We start from the raw sequence: 16,349 nt of genomic DNA on the forward strand, positions 1-16,349 counted from the left end.
CCCAGTGACCGCACGAATAAAGGGACGGAGAGGCCGGCGACACCATGAGCGACCCCACGACCGACCACGACCGGCTTGCCGAGCTTGCTCAGCGCTTCGAGACGCACCGCGCCCACCTCCGCGCCGTCGCCTACCGCATGCTCGGCTCGGCCACCGAGGCCGAGGACGCCGTGCAGGAAGCCTGGTTCCGGCTGAGCAGAGCCGACGCGGCGCAGGTGGAGAACCTCGGCGCCTGGCTGACCACCGTCGTCGGCCGCGTCTGCCTCGACATGCTCCGCTCCCGCAGGTCCCGCGCCGAAGAACCGCTCGACACCTGGCACCCGGCCCCGTCCTCCGCGCCCGACCCCGCACAGGATGCCCTGCTCGCCGACTCGGTCGGCGTCGCCCTCCTCGTCGTACTCGAGACCCTCACCCCGGCCGAGCGGCTGGCCTTCGTGCTGCACGACCTGTTCGCCGTGCCGTTCGACGAGGTCGCCGGCGTCCTCGGCCGTCAGCCGGCCGCCGCCCGGCAGCTCGCCAGCCGGGCCCGCCGGCGGGTGCGGGGTGCCGAGGCCCCGGACACCGGCCCGGACCGGCACCGGGAAGTCGTGAACGCGTTCATGGCCGCCGCCCGGGACGGCGACTTCGAGGGGCTGCTCGCCGTGCTCGACCCGGACGTGGTGGCCCGCAGCGAGGCGGGCGTGACGACCGGCGCCGCAGCGGTGGCGTGCGGCGCGCTGACGTACGCGAGCTTCGCCGCGGCCAGCCGGCCCGCGCAGGTCATCCGGCCCGCGCTGGTCGACGGCCTGCCCGGGGTGGTCGTCCTGGACGCCGACGGCCGGCTGGAGCGGGCGCTGCGCTTCACGATCGTCCGCGACCGCGTCGCCGTCGTCGAGATCGTGACCGACCCGGAGCGGGTGGCAGGACTCACCGTCGAGTTCGAGGGGCACTGACCGCAGGAGAGCCCGCGCGGGCATCAGGAAAGGTCGAGCACGCCCACCGTCTGCCCGCCGCTCGTCTCCCCGTTCGTGCGGAAGCCCAGCCGGAGATAGAACTCCTCGGGGCCGTCCGGGCCGGGGTGCCAGGTCACGTACATCTCCTTGGTGCCCCGGCGGCGCAGCTCCTCGGCGACGGCGTCCACGGCGAACCGGCCGTACCCGTTGCCCTGTTCATCGGCGGCGATGTTCAGCCGCCACAGGCCGGAGCGGACGAGGCTGCCGCCGTCGTCCCGCCAGTCGATGTCGAGGAAGGCCATCAGGAAGCCGACCGGGCGGTCGCCGTCCACGATCAGGCGCGGCCAGGCGACACCGGCCGGGCGGACGTACGCCTCGGCGAGGGAGTGCGCGACCGGTTCGACCGCGTGCTCCTGGTCAGGGCGGACGCGGACGGCGAGCGCGGCGTCGAGGTTCGCGGTGGTGATCGTTTCCAGGCGAGGTGTCATCCGCGCACGGTAAGCCGGGCTGCCCCGCCCCGGCCACGGAATTCCCGGCCGGCCCGCCCGCTCATCCCCACTTCCGGGAGCGTCCGGTCATCCCAACTGCCGGTAGCTCCCGCTCACCCCATCTGCCGGTACCGGCCGCGGAAGTACAGCAGGGGGCCGCCGTCCGCGCTCGGCACCCGCGCGGTCAGCACGCGGCCGATGACCAGGGTGTGGTCGCCGGCCGGCACCCGCTGTTCGGTGCGGCACTCCAGCGTGGCGAGCGCGCCGCCCACCAGCGGGGCGCCGGTGACCTCACCACGGAGGTAGGGGATGTCCTCGAACAGCAGACGGTCGCTGATGCGGCCCTTCATGGCGAAGCGGCCCGCGATGTGCCGCTGGCTCTCGGCGAGCACCGAGACCGCCCACATCGGCTGTTCGTCGAGCAGGTCGTCCATGCGGGAGCCCTCGCGCAGGCTGACGAGCACGAGCGGCGGGTCCAGCGAGACCGACATGAAGGCGGTGGCGGTCATGCCGACGTCCTCCATGTCCGGCGCGTGCGGGTCGTCCGGGTCCAGCGGCGGCTCCTGGGCGGTCACGAGGACGACGCCCGCGGCCAGCCGGGACATCGCGGCCCGGAACTCGTCGTTGCTCACCCCCTCAGCATGCCCGGAAGCTGGGGTGGCGGTGGGGGAGGCGGTCTTCAGCACGCCGGAAACGCTAATCTCCGCCCCGCCCGCCCCGCATCGGGCCTCCGCCCGAACCGGGTCCTAAGACTTGAGTCGCAATTCGCCAGAGGCTGGCTGTGGACTGCACGCGGTGCGGGGGCCGGGCTTTCCGGCGTGGTCGCGCACGGGGCGCGGCTCATCCGGGGTCGCTCGGTCCCGCCGTCCGGCGGTTCGGGGAGCAGAGGTTCCACGCTGACGTGGGACTGCCACGCGACCAGCACCCCGAGGGGTGTTCTGGCACGGTGTGGTTGACTCCCGCAGGGCCTCTTCCAGCCCTTGATCGAAGATGATCTGTGCGTGCCGCGACCTGGCAGTGTCCAGGGTCGCGGTTTTCGGGTCGTCTGGGTCGGCGAGGTTCACGAAGGCGGCCAGTGTTGCGGACACGAGGTCTCGCTTGCCGACGAGCCCGCAGGCGATGCACTTGTGTTCCCGGTCCCGCAGTTTCTTGGAGACGCGTTCCCCGCACAGGCAGTGCTGGGACAGGCCGGTTGACCAGGTGGAGGCGCGTAGGAGGCGGCCACCGGCGGCCTTGCATTCGATCTCCAGGGCAGATATGAGCATGCCGGGTGTGGTCTGCGAGAGGCGTTTGCCCCACAGCCGGTACCAGGTGCGGATGTCGCAGTCCTCCACCGTGAGGTGGGGCCCGTGTGCGGCGATGATCTCCCGTGCGATCTGGCGGGCGCGGTGCCGTCGGTACTCGGCAGCGCCGGCGGCGGCTTCGGCCTGGCGGGCGCGCAGTTCCCGGTAGTTGCCGGACAGCCGGTCGCGCCGGAACGCCTGCTTGGGCGCCCCATTGGACCGTGCGTCGCGGGCACCGCCCGGCACCGTCACGGCCTTGGACTTGAGGCCCTTGGCGGCGCGGCGCTCGGCGCGTGCGGCCTGCCGCTTGGACAGCCCGTACTGGGCGGCGTTGGTGGCCCGGCGGGAACGCTCCAGCGCCCGCGCACGGCCACGCTGCTTGCGCGCCTTCTTCTCCAGCCGCGCCCGCTCCTCCCCGGTCAGTACGACCTCCGAGGACGCCGGAGAACCCTCGGCGGGGTCCATGGAGGCGGGGAAGGAGACCACCGACAGGTTGGAGACGTTGCCGTCCACTCCGCCGATCCGGTCCAGTTCGGCGGCGCGCTTCCGCATCTGACGGACCGCCGGGGAGGCGTAGCCGGGTCCGAGGACCATCAAGTGCGCCTCGTACGTCCATCCGCCAGGAGCGGACGCCTTGCGGCGGCGTACGAGGTCCACCTTGTGCCAGCGGCGGGGGTCGGCAAGGAAGTGCTCCACTCGCTCCCGTCGGCCTGCACCCTGGGGGATGCGGACGGGGAGCACGAGGTCACCGAGCTTGCTGTCCGGGCCTCCGGCGAAGACGACGGCGAAGGGGCCGGTGTGGTCCCACCAGGTGGCCTTGCGCACGCTCGGCTTCCCGGCGGCGGTGAGCTTGCCGGTGGGCACCTTGCCGTCCGGCACGGTCGGCTTCGGCATCCGGCGCGGCTGCATCAGGTCGTGCTGCCCGCCGTCGGTGTAGGCCATGGCGTGCCCGTGGAGGGTGCCGACCAGGCGGAAGGTCTCCCACTTGTTCTCGGCGGTGTGGGAGCGGGCCCGCCCGGGGATGCGGGTGAAATCGTGCCACCGGCCAACGCGGGGCCGTCCGTGGCGGTTGCCAGTATTGTCGGCGAACAGGTGGCGGGAGACGCCGTTCCACACCTCGTCGGCGATGTGCATGGCCAACGCTTTGGTGGCGTGGTGCTTGAGATGCCCGGCGTTTTCCAGGTGCCGGTAGGCGCAGCGTTCCAGGGCCTCACGGGACAGCCCGAGGCGCTGCCGGACGGCCTTCATCCCATCGCGGTCGCGCTCGCGCCTGGCGGCCCAGTAAGCGTTGACCCTGGCGCGGGCGTCGCGCTGGACGGCCCGCTTGATCGACCATATCGCGCCGAACAGCTTCTCCAGCCGGTCCAGGTCGGCGGGGTCGGTGACGGTCAGCGGCAGCACCATCACCGACACGATCCCGTTGGCGGGCCTGGTCCACTTCGGGGCCTTGTTCTTCCCCCGGAACTTCCGCGGCTGGGCGGCCCGCATGACCGACACCCCCTTCCCGACGCAACAGCCGGCGCACGCGGCACCGAGCTCCAGCTCGCGCTGCCATCACCCGATCAACGACGCCCCAACGACAAGGTCACGCATTCGATCCATGCATTGTCGTACGAATGCCCAACGTGACCTCAGCAGCGCCAACAACGACTTCCGCGGCGCCCTCTGCGCGGGGCGAACTCCTCTGTGGCCGGAAGACCGGCTGGAAGCCTGGCGGGAGGCTCACCCCCAAGCCGGGGAGCTGGAAATCACCTATCCCGGATTCGGGAAGTAACTGACCTTGGGTTGTTCTGTCCGTTCGCGCCGAAGATCAACCTGGCCGGCTGAGCCCGCTCGCTGCTCGCGCTGGGTCGGACTGTCCGCCATAACGTTCCTGGTGCTGGTCGCGGGCGTCGCCGCGCTCCTGCCGGAGCCCAGGCCCGGGCAGCGCTCCATCGCGTCATCGACCGCCTCACACCCGTGATCGCCCGGCTCGTCGAACCGCCCGACGGACGCCGGGCCGATCTATGGCTGGCTGACGGGGCGCTGATCCCCGTACAGGAGCAGGCGGTGACGGCCTGCTCCAAGAACTACCGCCGACCGGTGCATCCCCGTTGGCCATCCGCGCCAGGGACTGTCGCGTGATCGCCGTGGGCGACCCCCTCGTCTTCCGTGCCACCATGGCGGGTCAGGTTGCCGGGCACCGCCTGCTGATCGGAGACACCGCATACCGCAGCGCACCGGAGGTCATCACCAGGCGAAACAAGATCAAGCCGTTCGTCGAGCGGCGGGCGCGAGCCGAACACGCCATCGTCGGCCTCAAGGGCTTCAAGGTCCTCCGCCAGCACCACACCATCGGACGAACGGACCGCCGGACCGCGGAGGCCAAGTACGCCAAGCACGGGAACGGTTCGCGCATCATGTGCGCAGGGTCACGAACCATGCGGTCGGCAACGCAACGGGAAAACGCAGAAACCCCACTCAATTGTTCACGTTCACCTGTGACTTGAGTCACAAGGGCCAGGAATTGTTGACCCTGTGTACCGAGTGAGCAGCGCGCTGTGATTCAGTGGCGGGGAAGCTGAGAGAACCCTTGATTCGCTGCGAGGTCTCGGGGGGAGGGCGAGCGTGGAAACAGAGTCCGAGCCGTATGTCCGTCTAGCGTCCCTCCGGCAGCTGCACCAGGTCATGGCCGACATGAACACGGCACGCAGCCTGGCGGACACCCTGCAGACCGTCGCCGACGGCGTGGTCGGCGCCCTCGGGTACGAGATGGCGTGCGTGAACCTCGTACGCCAGGACGGGGACCTCGTCGTCGCCGCCTTCTCCGGGAATTCCGCCGCCGAGGCCCTCATCACCGGCCGGGTCGGCTCCCGCGAGTCCTGGGACCGGCGGCTGAACATGGGCGAGCAGTGGGGCGACCTGATCTTCATCCCGCACACCGAGGGCTGGGTGCTGGACGACGACGACGTCCCGCAGTGGTTCACCGACGGGCCCGCGCCGCGCTTCGAGGACGAGTGGCACCCCTCCGACCGGCTCTTCGCGCCGATGTACACGCCCGGCGTGCAGGGCGGCTCCCGCGGCGAGCTGCTGGGCGTCATATCGGTCGACCGCCCGCGCAACGGCCGCCGCCCGGGCGCCTGGGGCCGCGAGGCCCTGCAGATGTACGCCTTCCAGGCCGCCATCGCGATCAGCAACGCGCGTCTACGTGCGAACATGCAGCGCGCCCTGGTCCGCCTGGAGCGCGAGCAGCAGGCCCTGCGGGCCAGTGAGGAAAGCTTCAGGCAGGCCTTCGAGTACGCCCCTTCCGGCATGGCCATCGCCGAGATGGGCGGCGACCAGCACGGCCGCATCCTGCGCACCAACGACGCCCTGTGCCGGCTGCTGGGCCGCCCCGCCTCCGCGATGCGCCGCTACTCCTTCTCCGACCTCGTCCACCCCGAGGACATCGGCACCCTCCTGCGCACCTCCGCCGAGGGCGGCCGCGCGGAGCTGCGCCTCGGCCGCCGCGACGGCACCTACGTCTGGGTGTCCCTGCGCAACTCCGTCGTCGCCGACGCCGCCGACGGGCCCCGCTTCCTGCTCACCCACGTCGAGGACATTGAGGAGCGCAAGCGCCGCGAGCTGCAGCTCGCCCACCGCGCCTCCCACGACTCCCTCACGGGGCTGCCGAACTCCGCCGAGCTGCGCTCCCGCCTCTCCTCCCGGCTGTGCCAGCGCCCGTCCCACCCCGGCGACGCCCTGGAGTCCCTGGACGCGGCCTACGGCCATCCCGCCTACGACGTCCCCGGTGGCCACGGCTTCGACTTCGCGCCGGGCCCGCAGGCGTACGACGGCTTCGACCACCACGTCCACACCGTCGCCCCCGAGGACGGCCGCGACGACGGCACCAAGGGGCTCGCGGTCCTCTTCTGCGACCTGGACGGCTTCAAGTCGATCAACGACCGCTTCGGCCACAACGCGGGCGACGCGGTCCTCATCGAGGTCGCCCGGCGGCTGTCCCGGGGCGTGCGCGACGGGGACACCGTCGCCCGGCTCGGCGGCGACGAGTTCGTGATCCTCGCCGACGGCCTCGGCAAGGCCGACGCCCAGGACCTCGCCGTACGCCTGCGCAACGAGATCATCCAGCCGATCCGCGCCGAGGGCCGGGCCGTCCGGGTGGGCGCCAGCTTCGGCATCGGCTGGGCGCACTGCGGGATGACGGCGGACGAAGTGTTGAAGTCCGCCGACGAGCGGATGTACGTAGAGAAACGATCTCGTCCCAAACAGCATCGCCGCGCGGGATGATGTGCAGGTCAGTGAGTTGATGCGGTCCGAGTCACCTTCTTGGGGCAGCGGGACCGGGTAGGCTCGCCATTCCACACGCGTATCGCATCCACCCGCACCCGCTGAGGAGACCAAGGGATGACGCCCGGCGAAAACGGCCCGAGCACGCCCGAGGACGACGACCCGTTCGGCTATCTGTATGCCGACGGCCAGGCCAGAGGCGCCCAGCCGCCGTCCGGTGGTTACGGCTACCCGAACTCGGTCAGCAGGGTGCGCACGGTCGGCGAGCGCCAGTACGGCCAGCCGGGCGCCGGATACGGCCAGCCGGGGCCCACGGTCCCGCAGCAGCAGGGTGCCTACGGCCAGCCGAACGCCCACTACCAGGCCCCCGAGACCCTCCCCGGCGGCGCCCCGACCAGCCACCGGCCCATGCCGTCCACCACGGGCGGCGGCCGCGGCGGCCCGAACACCAAGGGCCTGCTGATCGGCGCGATCGCGGTGGTCGCCGCGGTCGTCATCGGCATCAGCATCGCGATGATCAACGGCAACTCGGACGACGACAACGCCGGCAACCAGCCCTCCACCACCCCGACCCAGTCCCAGACCAGCGCCCCGAGCCCCTCGACCAGCAACTCGGCCCCGGCCGGCGAACTGCCGAAGACGGACGCCCAGGCCCTCCAGCTGGCCGGCGGCGCCGCCAAGGCCTCGGACGTCCAGGGCGCCAAGGCGGCGGGTGGTGTCTACGTGGGCGGCCTGAACACGGTCGGCGCGTCGGCGACTTGGAGCGTGGACGTCCCGGAGGACGGCGCGTACACCCTTTTCGTGAACTACAGCGTGCCCGGCGAGGACCAGGAGATGACGGTCACCGTCAACGGCAAGCCGTTCGGCAGCAAGCTGGGCCTGGACAACTACGCGCACGCCCCCAACGGCGACTTCACCAAGGGCTGGACCACCTCCTACGTGTGGCCCACCCTGAACAAGGGCCCCAACACCATCTCCCTCTCCTGCCAGCCCGGCGACAAGTGCAACGTCCTGCTGGACCAGGTCTGGCTGAAGAAGGGCCAGGTCAAGCGGGACAGCTAGGCCGCCCGGACCACGTCCGTCACCGCGACCCGCTCGCGCAGCTCCTCGTACGCCGCCGGGTCGAACTCGCCCGCTGCGGGGGCCCGTACGGTTGCCGCCGAGAGGGCGACCGCTCGGGCCAGCCGGTCCGGCCACGACAGATGTTCCACCAGGCCGGACAGCAGGCCGGCGACCGCGGAGTCGCCCGCGCCGGTCGGGTTGCCGTGGAGGCGGGTGGGCGGGGCGGCGCGCCAGTGGCCGTCCGGGGTGACCGCGAGCAGGCCCTCCGCGCCGAGGGAGGCCACGACCGCGTGGGCGCCACGGCGGCGGGCGTCCTGGGTGGCGCGGGACGGCTCGTGGGAGCCGGTGAGTTCGGCCAGTTCGTCGGCGTTCGGCTTGATGATGTCGGGGCGGGCCGCGACCCCCCGACGCAGCGGCTCCCCGCTGGTGTCCAGCAGCACCGGCACGCACGCGGAGCGGGCCGCGCGGACGAGACCCGCGTACGCCCCCACCGGCACCCCCGGCGGCAGGCTGCCCGACAGGGCCACCGCCGAGGCGGACGGCAGGAGTTCCTCGTACCGGTCCAGGAAGGCGCCCCACTCGGCCGGCGCTATCTGGGGGCCCGGTTCGTTCAACTGGGTGGTGTCACCGGAAAGTTCGTCCACGACCGCGATCGTGCGCCGGGTCGGCCCGGCCACCGGCACCAGCGCGTCCGTCAGTCCGGGCGTCTGCGTGAGCCGCTCGCGCACCGCACGCCCGGTGGCGCCGCCCGCGAACCCGGTGACCGTCACCTCGTGCCCGAGCGCGGCCAGCACCCGGGCCACGTTCACGCCCTTGCCGCCCGGCCGTTCGATGACGTCCGAGACGCGGTGCGAGGTGTGCGGCCGCAGGGACCGTACGCGATAGGTGATGTCGAGAGCGGTGTTCAGCGTGACCGTGAGGATCACCCGGTCCGACCTCCCTCGATGTTGGCGCGTCTTCGGTATCGCGTCTTCGTTTCCGGGGGCTCGATCATGCCAAAGAGACGGCGGTCGGCCCAGTGGGAGGACCGGCCGCCGTCTCGTGACGGAGGTACGGATCAGGGCAGTTGGGGCGCTACGACCCATTCCCCTTGCCGCATCACGCCCTTGAGGTCGAAGTTCGCGTCCACCAGCACCAGGTCGGCGTCCTTGCCGGGCTCCAGCGAGCCGACGCGGTCGGACATGCCGAGCAGGCGGGCCGGGTTGGCGGAGAGGGCCCGCACCGCGTCCTCCACCGGCAGCTTGTCGACCGTCACCGCCCGCTTGAACGCGCGGTCCATGGTGAGCGTGGAGCCCGCGATCGAGCCGCCGTGCACCAGCCGGGCCACGCCCTCGCTGACCTCGACCTCCAGCGGGCCGAGCATGTAGCGGCCGTCGCCGATGCCGGCCGCGTCCATCGCGTCCGTGATGAACGCGACCCGGGAGGCGCCCGCGTGACGGAACGCCAGCTCCAGCGCGGCGGGGTGCAGATGCGTGCCGTCGTTGATCAGCTCGACCGTGACCCGCTCGTCCTCCAGCAGGGCGGTGACCGGGCCGGGGGAGCGGTGGCCCAGGGTGGGCATGGCGTTGAAGAGGTGGGTGGCGACCGTGGCGCCCGCGTCGATGGCCTCGACCGTCTGCTCGTAGGTCGCGTCCGTGTGCCCGACCGCGGCGATCACGCCGTGCTCCGCGAGCAGCCGTACGGAGTCGACGCCGCCCGGGAGTTCGGTGGCGAGGGTGACCATCTTCGCCCGGCCGCGCGCCGCGTCGATCAGCTTGCGCACCTCGGCCGGCTCCGGGTCGCGCAGCAGCTCCTCGGAGTGCGCGCCCTTGCGGCACGGCGAGATGAACGGCCCCTCGAAGTGGATGCCGGCGATCTCCCCCTGCTCGGCCAGCTCGCTCAGCAGCCCCGCCTGCTGGACCAGCAGGTCCATCTCGTCGGTGACGGTGGAGGCGACGAGGGTGGTGGTGCCGTGCGCGCGGTGCGTGCGGATGGCCTTCATGATCTCGTCCGGGGTGCCGGAGAAGGACGCTCCGCCGCCGCCGTGGTTGTGGATGTCGACGAAGCCGGGCAGCAGCCAGTGGCCGGTCACGTCGATCACCTCGGCGCTCTCGGCGGCCGCGGCCACGATCTTCGTACCCTCCACGGACACGCGCCCGTCGTCCACCACACCGCCGGGCAGCACCACCCGAGCACCTGCGAGAACCAAGCTGGGAGCCATCAGGCGGTTACCTCCGAAGGGTCGGTGGGATCGAGGTCGGTGGAGCCGAGCAGGTCGCGGGCGAGGAGGCCCGCGCCCAGGCAGCCGGCCGTGTCCCCGAGTGCGGCGGGGACGATGGCCGGGAGCTTCTGGAAGGTGACCCGCTGCCGGACGGCGTCCCGCAGGGGCTGGAACAACACTTCCCCCGCCTCGGCCAGGCCGCCACCGATGATCAGCGTGCGCGGGTCCAGCAGGGTGAGCGCGGTGACCAGGCCGTCGGCGAGCGCGTCCACCGCCTGCTGCCAGATCCGGACGGCGTTCGGGTCACCGGACGCGACGGCCTTCGCGCAGTCGGCGGCGTCCGCGTCCGGGTCGTCGCAGGCAGCCGCCCATGCCTCGCTGACGGCGGACGCGGAGGCGTACCGCTCCAGGCAGCCGTGCTGCCCGCACGGGCAGGGGGTGCCTCCGGGGCGTACGACGACGTGTCCGATCTCGCCCGCGAAGCCGTGCGCGCCGGACTCCACCCGCCCGTCGATGCCGATGGCGCCGGCGATGCCGGTGCCCAGCGGCACGAACAGGAAGCGGTCGGCGCCCCGGCCCGCGCCGATCCGGCCCTCGGCGAGGCCGCCGGTGCGCACGTCGTGGCCGAGGGCGACGGGCACGCCGAGCCGCTCGGCGAGCAGGGCGCGCAGGGGTACGTCCGTCCAGCCGAGGTTGGCGGCGTAGACGGCGATGCCGCGCTGCTCGTCGACGATGCCGGGGACCGCGAGGCCGGCCGCGGCGGCCGGTTCGCCGTAGTGCCGGGTGCCGTGGGCGCGCAGCTCGGCGGCGAAGTCGAGGATGTTCTCGACCACGGCGTCGGGCCCGCGCTCGCGGCCGGTAGCCCGGCGGGCTCGGTGCAGCAGAGCGCCGTCGTCACCGACGAGGGCGGCCTTCATCCCGGTACCGCCCACGTCCAGGGCGATGACATGTCTCACGGGGCCTAGTGTGGCCCTCCGACCCACGAGAGGTCTAGTCCACTCACGTGGTGTAGACCTTATGGGTCCACATATTGAACGGTCAGACAACGGGTTGGGGCTTTGACGGTGCGTCGGGGTAGGGCAGGAACGATCGCGGTGGTGTCCGCACTGGGCATGACGGCGGTCCTCGGCGGCTGTGGAAGCACGGGCGACTCCGACGTGACCCTCAAGCTGGTCGCCGCCGACTACGGCGACTCGGCGGCCAACAGCTCGCAGAAGTACTGGGACGCCCTGGCCGCCGCCTACGAGTCGGGGCACCCCGGGGTGAAGGTCCAGGTCAGCGTCTACTCCTGGAACGACGTCGACCGCAAGGTCAAGGAGATGGTCGACGCCGGGCACGCCCCCGACCTGGCCCAGATCGGCGCCTACGCCGACTACGCGGCAGCGGGCGACCTGTACCAGGCCTCCGACCTGCTCTCCATCCGCACCCAGGCCGACTTCCTCTCCCCGCTCGCCGAAGCGGGCCAGTGGAACCACCTGCAGTACGGCATCCCCTTCGCCGCCTCCACCCGGGTGCTCTTCTACAACAAGACCCTGTTCGCCGACGCCGGCATCACCCCGCCCACCACCTGGGCCGAGCTGGCCTCCGACGCCGCCGCGCTCAAGGACAAGGGCGTGAAGTACCCGTTCGCGCTGCCCCTCGGCCCCGAGGAGGCGCAGGCCGAGACCATGCAGTGGCTGCTCAGCGGCGGCAGCGCCTACACCGACGACGTCGGCACCTACACCCTCGACTCCGCCCAGAACGCCCAGACCTTCACCTGGCTCAAGGACGAGCTGGTCGACAAGGGCCTGACCGGCCCCGTCGCCCCCGGCCGGCTCAACCGCGCGGACGCCTTCGCCGCCTTCGCCGACGGCCAGGTCGGCATGCTCAACGGGCACCCCACGCTCATCCAGCAGGCCGCCAAGAAGGGCGTGAAGTTCGGCATGGTGCCGATGCCGGGCCGCACCGGCAAGGCCAGGGCCGCGATGGGCGTCACCGACTGGATGATGGGCTTCAAGCAGAACGGGCACGCCGAGCAGATCGGCGACTTCCTGGACTTCGCGTACCAGCGGAAGAACGTCCTCGACTTCTCCCGCGAGTACGGCCTGCTGCCGGTCACCACCTCCGCGTCCGCCGCCATGAGCGCCTCGGACCAGGCCCCCGACAAGGCCCTGCACCCCTTCCTCGACCAGCTGCCGATCTCCGAGCTGTACCCCGTCGGCAAGGTCTCCTGGGCGGCGGTCAGCGCGGCCGTGAAGAAGGACATAGGCCAGGCGGTCGCCCCCGGCGGCAGCCCCGACGGCGTCCTGACCCGCCTGCAGGCGACCGCCACCGCGGCCGACAGCAGCGCCGCGAACTGAGCGGCGTCGCTCACCGCTCCTCTCGGCGGGCCTCCCGGATCCGGCGCAGGCGGTTGACCGTGACAGGGTCGTGGGCGAGCGCCCGCTCGTCGTCCAGGAGGGCGTTGAGGAGCTGGTAGTAGCGAACCGGGGGGAGGCCCAGTTCCTCGCGTATCGCCCTCTCCTTCGCGCCGGGGCCTGCGAAGCCCCGGCGCTCCAGGGCGAGGATGGCCTTCTCGCGGGTGCCCAGTTCCATGCGTGTCACCGTAACGCCGGGCACCGACACCCATCAGGCTTGAGGACGCCCCGCCCTGGATAGTGTCGGTGTATGGACCTTCTGCCGACCCCGGTGACCCCGGCCGGCCGGGACGGACTGCGGGCACTGCTCGCCACGCCGCGCACCGCCGTGATCGGCCTCGACTTTGACGGCACGCTGGCCCCGATCGTCGACGACCCCGAGCAGGCCCGCGCCCACCCCGACGCCGTACCCGCGCTCGCCGCCCTCGCCCCGAAGGTGGCCTCCGTCGCCGTGGTCACCGGCCGCCCCGCCGACGTCGCGGTCCGCTACGGCGGCTTCGCCGGCGTCCCCGGCCTGGACCATCTGACCGTCCTCGGCCACTACGGCGCCGAACGCTGGGACGCCGCGACCGGCACGGTCACCGCCCCGCCCCCGCACCCCGGCGTCGCCGCCGTCCGCGCCGAGCTGCCCGGACTCCTGGACCGCGCCGGCGCCCGGCACGGCACCTGGATCGAGGAGAAGGGCCGGGCCGTCGCCGTCCACACCCGCCGCGCGGACGACCCCCAGGCCGCCTTCGAGGCCCTGCGCGACTCCCTCACCGACCTCGCCGGCCGGCACGGCCTGATCGTCGAGCCCGGCCGGCTGGTCCTCGAACTCCGCCCGCCCGGCATGGACAAGGGCGTCGCCCTCCTCGACCACATCCGCGCCACCGGCGCCCAGTCCGTCCTCTACGCCGGCGACGACCTCGGCGACCTCCCCGCCTACGCCGCAGTCGACAAACTCCGCTCCGACGGCGTCCCCGGCATCCTGGTGTGCAGCGGCAGCACCGAAGTGACAGAACTGGCCGACCGAGCCGACCTCGTCGTGAACGGCCCCGAAGGCGTCGTCTCCCTGCTGCACGCCCTCGCGGCGCAGATGCTCTGACGCCCGCGTCGGGTCCGCTCGTGCGCTACTCCAGTGCAGCCAGCTGGTCCAGAAACCACCGCGCCGGAGGCAACGCCGTCGCGGCCGCCGCCAGCCGCTTCGTCCGCTCCGCCCGCTCACCCACCGGCAGGGACAGCGCCTCGTGCAACGCCCGCGCCGTTCCCCCGATGTCGTACGGGTTCACCACCACCGCATCGTCGCCCAACTCCTCGTACGCCCCCGCCTCCCGCGACAGCACCAGCGCGCACCCCTCGTCCGACACGACCGGCACCTCCTTGGCGACCAGGTTCATGCCGTCCCGGATCGGATTGACCAGGGCCACGTCCGCCATCCGGTACGCGGCCAGCGACCTGGCGAAGTCGTCCTTCACATGGAGCACGACCGGCGTCCAGCCCGGCGTGCCGAACTCCCCGTTGATCTCCTGCGCGACCCGCTGCACCTCGGCGGTGTAGTCCCGGTACACCGCCAGGTCCTGCCGGGACGGATACGCGAAGGCCAGATGGACGACCCGCTCCCGCCACTCGGGATGATCGGTCAGCAGCTGCCGGTACGCCAGCAGCCCCCGCACGATGTTCTTCGACAGCTCCGTCCGGTCCACCCGGACGATCGTCCGGCGGCCCTCGCCGATCTCCTCCCGCAGCACCGCCATCCGTTCGGACACGTCCGTCCGGTGCGCCCGTTCGCGCAGGAAGTCCGCGTCCGCCCCGAGCCCGTGCACCCCGATCCGGGTCCCGGACGGGATGCCGGGGCCCAGCACGGCGTGGCAGCAGTCGGTGAACGCGTCCGCCCACCGATGGGTCAGGAACGCCGCCCGGTCCGCGCCGAGGATGCCGGTGAGCAGCTCGGCCGCGATGTCGTCGGGCAGGAGACGGAAGTAGTCCGGCGGCGCCCACGGGGTGTGCGAGAAGTGGCCGATGCGCAGGTCGGGGCGGAGCTGGCGGAGCATCCGGGGGGCGAGGGCCAGGTGGTAGTCCTGGATCAGGACCGCCGCGCCCTCGCCCGCCTCCTCGGCCAGCGCCTCGGCGAAGGCGCGGTTGTAGGAGCGGTACGACTCCCACTGCCGGCGGAACTCCGCGTCGAAGAGCGGCTCCAGCGGGGTCTGGTACAGCATGTGGTGGACGAACCAGAGCACCGAGTTGGCGATGCCGTTGTAGGCGTCGGCGAACACGGCCGGGTCGATGCCGAGCATCCGTACCCGCTGCCCGCCGCTGTCCTCGGCCGGCAGCAGTCCGCCCCCCGCGCGCCGTACGGCCTCGCGGTCGCCGTCGCCCAGCGCGGCGCACACCCACACCGCGTCGGTCTCCGGCCCGATCGCCGACAGACCCGAGACCAGCCCGCCGCCGCCCCGCCGGGCGTGCAGCGAGCCGTCCTCGCGCACCTCGTACGAAACCGGGCCGCGATTCGACGCGACCAGCACCTCAGCACCACGGGAGGAAGCCATGGTCCAGAACCTAGCCCGGCCCGGAAACGCTCAAACGTACGGTCCGCCCCGAAAGGGGGCTGTATACAGCCGTTGTCCGCCGTTCACACGCCCCGGGCGCCCTCGGTGCCCGGAGCCCTCACGCCACCCGGCGCGCCGCGTACTCCGCGATCTCCGCCATCGGCGGCCGTTCCTCGGTGTCCACCGAGTAGGTGCGCGGCTCGAACCCGTCCTCGCCCCGCTCGAACTGGGTGAGGGCGGGCCGGACGAGGTGTCCGCGGGCGAGCCGCAGCTGGGCGGTGCGGTAGATCGCGGCGGCCATCCGGCCCAGCGCCTGCCCGTCCTGGTGCCGGTGCCTGCGCACGCCCACGTCCACCTGGGCCAGCGCGTCCAGGCCCACCAGGTGCAGGGCGTCCACCAGCATGCCCAGCTCGACGCCGTACCCGACCGGGAACGGCAGCTGCTCCAGCAGCGAGCGGCGGGCCGCGTACTCCCCGCCCAGGGGCTGCACGAAGCCGGCCAGCTGGGGCCAGTGCATGTTCAGCAGCGGACGGGCCATCAGCTCGGTGACCCGGCCGCCCTGCCCGGCCGCCCCGGCGAGCGGGCGGTCGTACATCGCCTTGACCAGGTCGACGTCCGGATCGGTGAGCAGGGGGCCCACGATGCCGAGGACGAAGTCCGAGGAGAACTCCTTCAGGTCGGCGTCGACGAAGCAGACGATGTCGCCGCCGGTGACCAGCAGGGAGCGCCACAGCACCTCACCCTTGCCGGGGACGGCCGGGATGCGCGGGAGGATGTCGTCGCGATGGACGACCCGCGCGCCCGCGGCGGCCGCGACCTCGGAGGTGCGGTCGGTGGAGCCGGAGTCGACGACGACGATCTCGTCGACGAGCGGGGCCTGGAGCACGAGGTCGTGGCGGATGGCGGCGACGATGTCGCCGACGGTCTCCTCCTCGTTGAGCGCGGGCAGGACGACGGAGACGGACTGGCCGGTGCGCTGTTTGGCGGCCAGCACGCGGTGCAGCGGTCGGTCGGCCACGGACCAGGAGCGGGTGGCCAGCCAGCGCTCGACTTCTTCCAGCACGGTCTGCGGCTCCTCACTGTTCGTGATCACACCGGGCGTTCCGGGGAACCGGGTGATCCATCTCGCGGTTCGGACGACTCTCTCAACTGTCGTGGCCTTCGGTTACAGTCTTGAACAACGCCGATGACCATCGC

15 protein-coding genes are annotated in these 16,349 nt (G+C 72.2%); 6 read left to right on the forward strand and 9 right to left on the reverse strand.

Annotation, left to right across the window (positions count from 1 at the left end; genetic code table 11):
• The first annotated feature begins 44 nt into the window (after positions 1-44).
• Positions 45-932, forward strand: coding sequence for a sigma-70 family RNA polymerase sigma factor (locus ABZ865_RS18930; RefSeq protein ID WP_361231348.1), 888 nt, complete (start codon positions 45-47; stop codon positions 930-932).
• A 23-nt stretch (positions 933-955) separates the two neighbouring features.
• On the opposite strand, the gene ABZ865_RS18935 is transcribed toward ABZ865_RS18930, so the two are convergent.
• The 3 genes from ABZ865_RS18935 to ABZ865_RS18945 form a co-directional block, all read right to left on the reverse strand.
• Positions 956-1,420, reverse strand: coding sequence for a GNAT family N-acetyltransferase (locus tag ABZ865_RS18935; protein WP_361231350.1), 465 nt, complete (start codon positions 1,418-1,420; stop codon positions 956-958).
• A 113-nt stretch (positions 1,421-1,533) separates the two neighbouring features.
• On the reverse strand, positions 1,534-2,106 hold the full coding sequence (locus ABZ865_RS18940) for a flavin reductase family protein (RefSeq protein ID WP_361231352.1): 573 nt from the start codon (positions 2,104-2,106) through the stop codon (positions 1,534-1,536).
• Positions 2,107-2,166: 60 nt separating this feature from the next.
• Positions 2,167-4,191: a transposase gene (locus ABZ865_RS18945; RefSeq protein ID WP_361231354.1), complete on the reverse strand. Its 2,025-nt coding sequence runs from the start codon at positions 4,189-4,191 to the stop codon at positions 2,167-2,169.
• 632 nt (positions 4,192-4,823) lie between these two features.
• Between ABZ865_RS18945 and ABZ865_RS18950 the strand changes: the two genes are divergently transcribed.
• The 3 genes from ABZ865_RS18950 (at position 4,824) to ABZ865_RS18960 (ending at position 8,031) form a co-directional block, all read left to right on the forward strand.
• Positions 4,824-5,192 carry a hypothetical protein gene (locus ABZ865_RS18950; RefSeq protein ID WP_361231356.1) on the forward strand — a complete coding sequence of 123 codons (369 nt, stop codon included), beginning with the start codon at positions 4,824-4,826 and terminating at the stop codon, positions 5,190-5,192.
• Between the two features lie 118 nt (positions 5,193-5,310).
• Positions 5,311-6,969, forward strand: a complete 1,659-nt coding sequence (gene cdgB / locus ABZ865_RS18955; protein ID WP_361231358.1) for a diguanylate cyclase CdgB — start codon at positions 5,311-5,313, stop codon at positions 6,967-6,969.
• Between the two features lie 117 nt (positions 6,970-7,086).
• On the forward strand, positions 7,087-8,031 hold the full coding sequence (locus ABZ865_RS18960) for a carbohydrate-binding protein (protein WP_361231360.1): 945 nt from the start codon (positions 7,087-7,089) through the stop codon (positions 8,029-8,031).
• Here ABZ865_RS18960 and ABZ865_RS18965 read toward each other — a convergent pair.
• The 3 genes from ABZ865_RS18965 to ABZ865_RS18975 all read right to left on the reverse strand — a co-directional run bounded on the left by ABZ865_RS18965 (position 8,028) and on the right by ABZ865_RS18975 (position 11,187).
• Positions 8,028-8,957 (reverse strand): 1-phosphofructokinase family hexose kinase, encoded by a 930-nt coding sequence (locus tag ABZ865_RS18965; protein WP_361231362.1) that lies wholly within the window; start codon positions 8,955-8,957, stop codon positions 8,028-8,030. The genes ABZ865_RS18960 and ABZ865_RS18965 overlap by 4 nt on opposite strands.
• A 131-nt stretch (positions 8,958-9,088) precedes the next feature.
• On the reverse strand, positions 9,089-10,231 hold the full coding sequence (nagA, locus tag ABZ865_RS18970) for an N-acetylglucosamine-6-phosphate deacetylase (RefSeq protein WP_361231364.1): 1,143 nt from the start codon (positions 10,229-10,231) through the stop codon (positions 9,089-9,091).
• Positions 10,231-11,187 (reverse strand): ROK family protein, encoded by a 957-nt coding sequence (locus tag ABZ865_RS18975; protein ID WP_361231366.1) that lies wholly within the window; start codon positions 11,185-11,187, stop codon positions 10,231-10,233. The genes nagA and ABZ865_RS18975 overlap by 1 nt, the downstream gene beginning before the upstream one ends.
• A 138-nt stretch (positions 11,188-11,325) precedes the next feature.
• Here ABZ865_RS18975 and ABZ865_RS18980 point away from each other — a divergent pair, with 138 nt between their 5' ends.
• Positions 11,326-12,570 carry an extracellular solute-binding protein gene (locus tag ABZ865_RS18980; protein ID WP_361231368.1) on the forward strand — a complete coding sequence of 415 codons (1,245 nt, stop codon included), beginning with the start codon at positions 11,326-11,328 and terminating at the stop codon, positions 12,568-12,570.
• A gap of 10 nt (positions 12,571-12,580) precedes the next feature.
• Here the strand turns inward: ABZ865_RS18980 and ABZ865_RS18985 are convergent, their stop codons facing one another.
• Positions 12,581-12,805, reverse strand: a complete 225-nt coding sequence (locus tag ABZ865_RS18985) for a DUF3263 domain-containing protein (RefSeq protein ID WP_361231370.1) — start codon at positions 12,803-12,805, stop codon at positions 12,581-12,583.
• Between the two features lie 72 nt (positions 12,806-12,877).
• Between ABZ865_RS18985 and otsB the strand changes: the two genes are divergently transcribed.
• Complete coding sequence (gene otsB / locus ABZ865_RS18990) at positions 12,878-13,711, forward strand: trehalose-phosphatase (RefSeq protein WP_361231372.1); 834 nt, start codon at positions 12,878-12,880, stop codon at positions 13,709-13,711.
• A 25-nt stretch (positions 13,712-13,736) separates the two neighbouring features.
• Here the strand turns inward: otsB and ABZ865_RS18995 are convergent, their stop codons facing one another.
• Complete coding sequence (locus ABZ865_RS18995) at positions 13,737-15,152, reverse strand: trehalose-6-phosphate synthase (protein WP_361231374.1); 1,416 nt, start codon at positions 15,150-15,152, stop codon at positions 13,737-13,739.
• 118 nt (positions 15,153-15,270) lie between these two features.
• Positions 15,271-16,215: a glucosyl-3-phosphoglycerate synthase gene (locus tag ABZ865_RS19000; RefSeq protein ID WP_361232256.1), complete on the reverse strand. Its 945-nt coding sequence runs from the start codon at positions 16,213-16,215 to the stop codon at positions 15,271-15,273.
• Positions 16,216-16,349 lie beyond the last annotated feature (134 nt).

Origin of the sequence: Streptomyces sp. NPDC047085 (assembly GCF_040643735.1) — a bacterium.
Classification (GTDB): domain Bacteria; phylum Actinomycetota; class Actinomycetes; order Streptomycetales; family Streptomycetaceae; genus Streptomyces.

Excerpts from the sequence above, each read along its gene's own strand:
- ABZ865_RS18930 (WP_361231348.1), top strand. The coding sequence starts at position 45 with ATGAGCGACCCCACGACCGACCACGACCGGCTTGCCGAGCTTGCTCAG.
- ABZ865_RS18935 (WP_361231350.1), bottom strand. The coding sequence starts at position 1,420 with ATGACACCTCGCCTGGAAACGATCACCACCGCGAACCTCGACGCCGCG.
- ABZ865_RS18945 (WP_361231354.1), bottom strand. The coding sequence starts at position 4,191 with ATGCGGGCCGCCCAGCCGCGGAAGTTCCGGGGGAAGAACAAGGCCCCG.
- ABZ865_RS18960 (WP_361231360.1), top strand. The coding sequence starts at position 7,087 with ATGACGCCCGGCGAAAACGGCCCGAGCACGCCCGAGGACGACGACCCG.
- nagA (WP_361231364.1), bottom strand. The coding sequence starts at position 10,231 with ATGGCTCCCAGCTTGGTTCTCGCAGGTGCTCGGGTGGTGCTGCCCGGC.
- ABZ865_RS18985 (WP_361231370.1), bottom strand. The coding sequence starts at position 12,805 with ATGGAACTGGGCACCCGCGAGAAGGCCATCCTCGCCCTGGAGCGCCGG.
- otsB (WP_361231372.1), top strand. The coding sequence starts at position 12,878 with ATGGACCTTCTGCCGACCCCGGTGACCCCGGCCGGCCGGGACGGACTG.
- ABZ865_RS18995 (WP_361231374.1), bottom strand. The coding sequence starts at position 15,152 with ATGGCTTCCTCCCGTGGTGCTGAGGTGCTGGTCGCGTCGAATCGCGGC.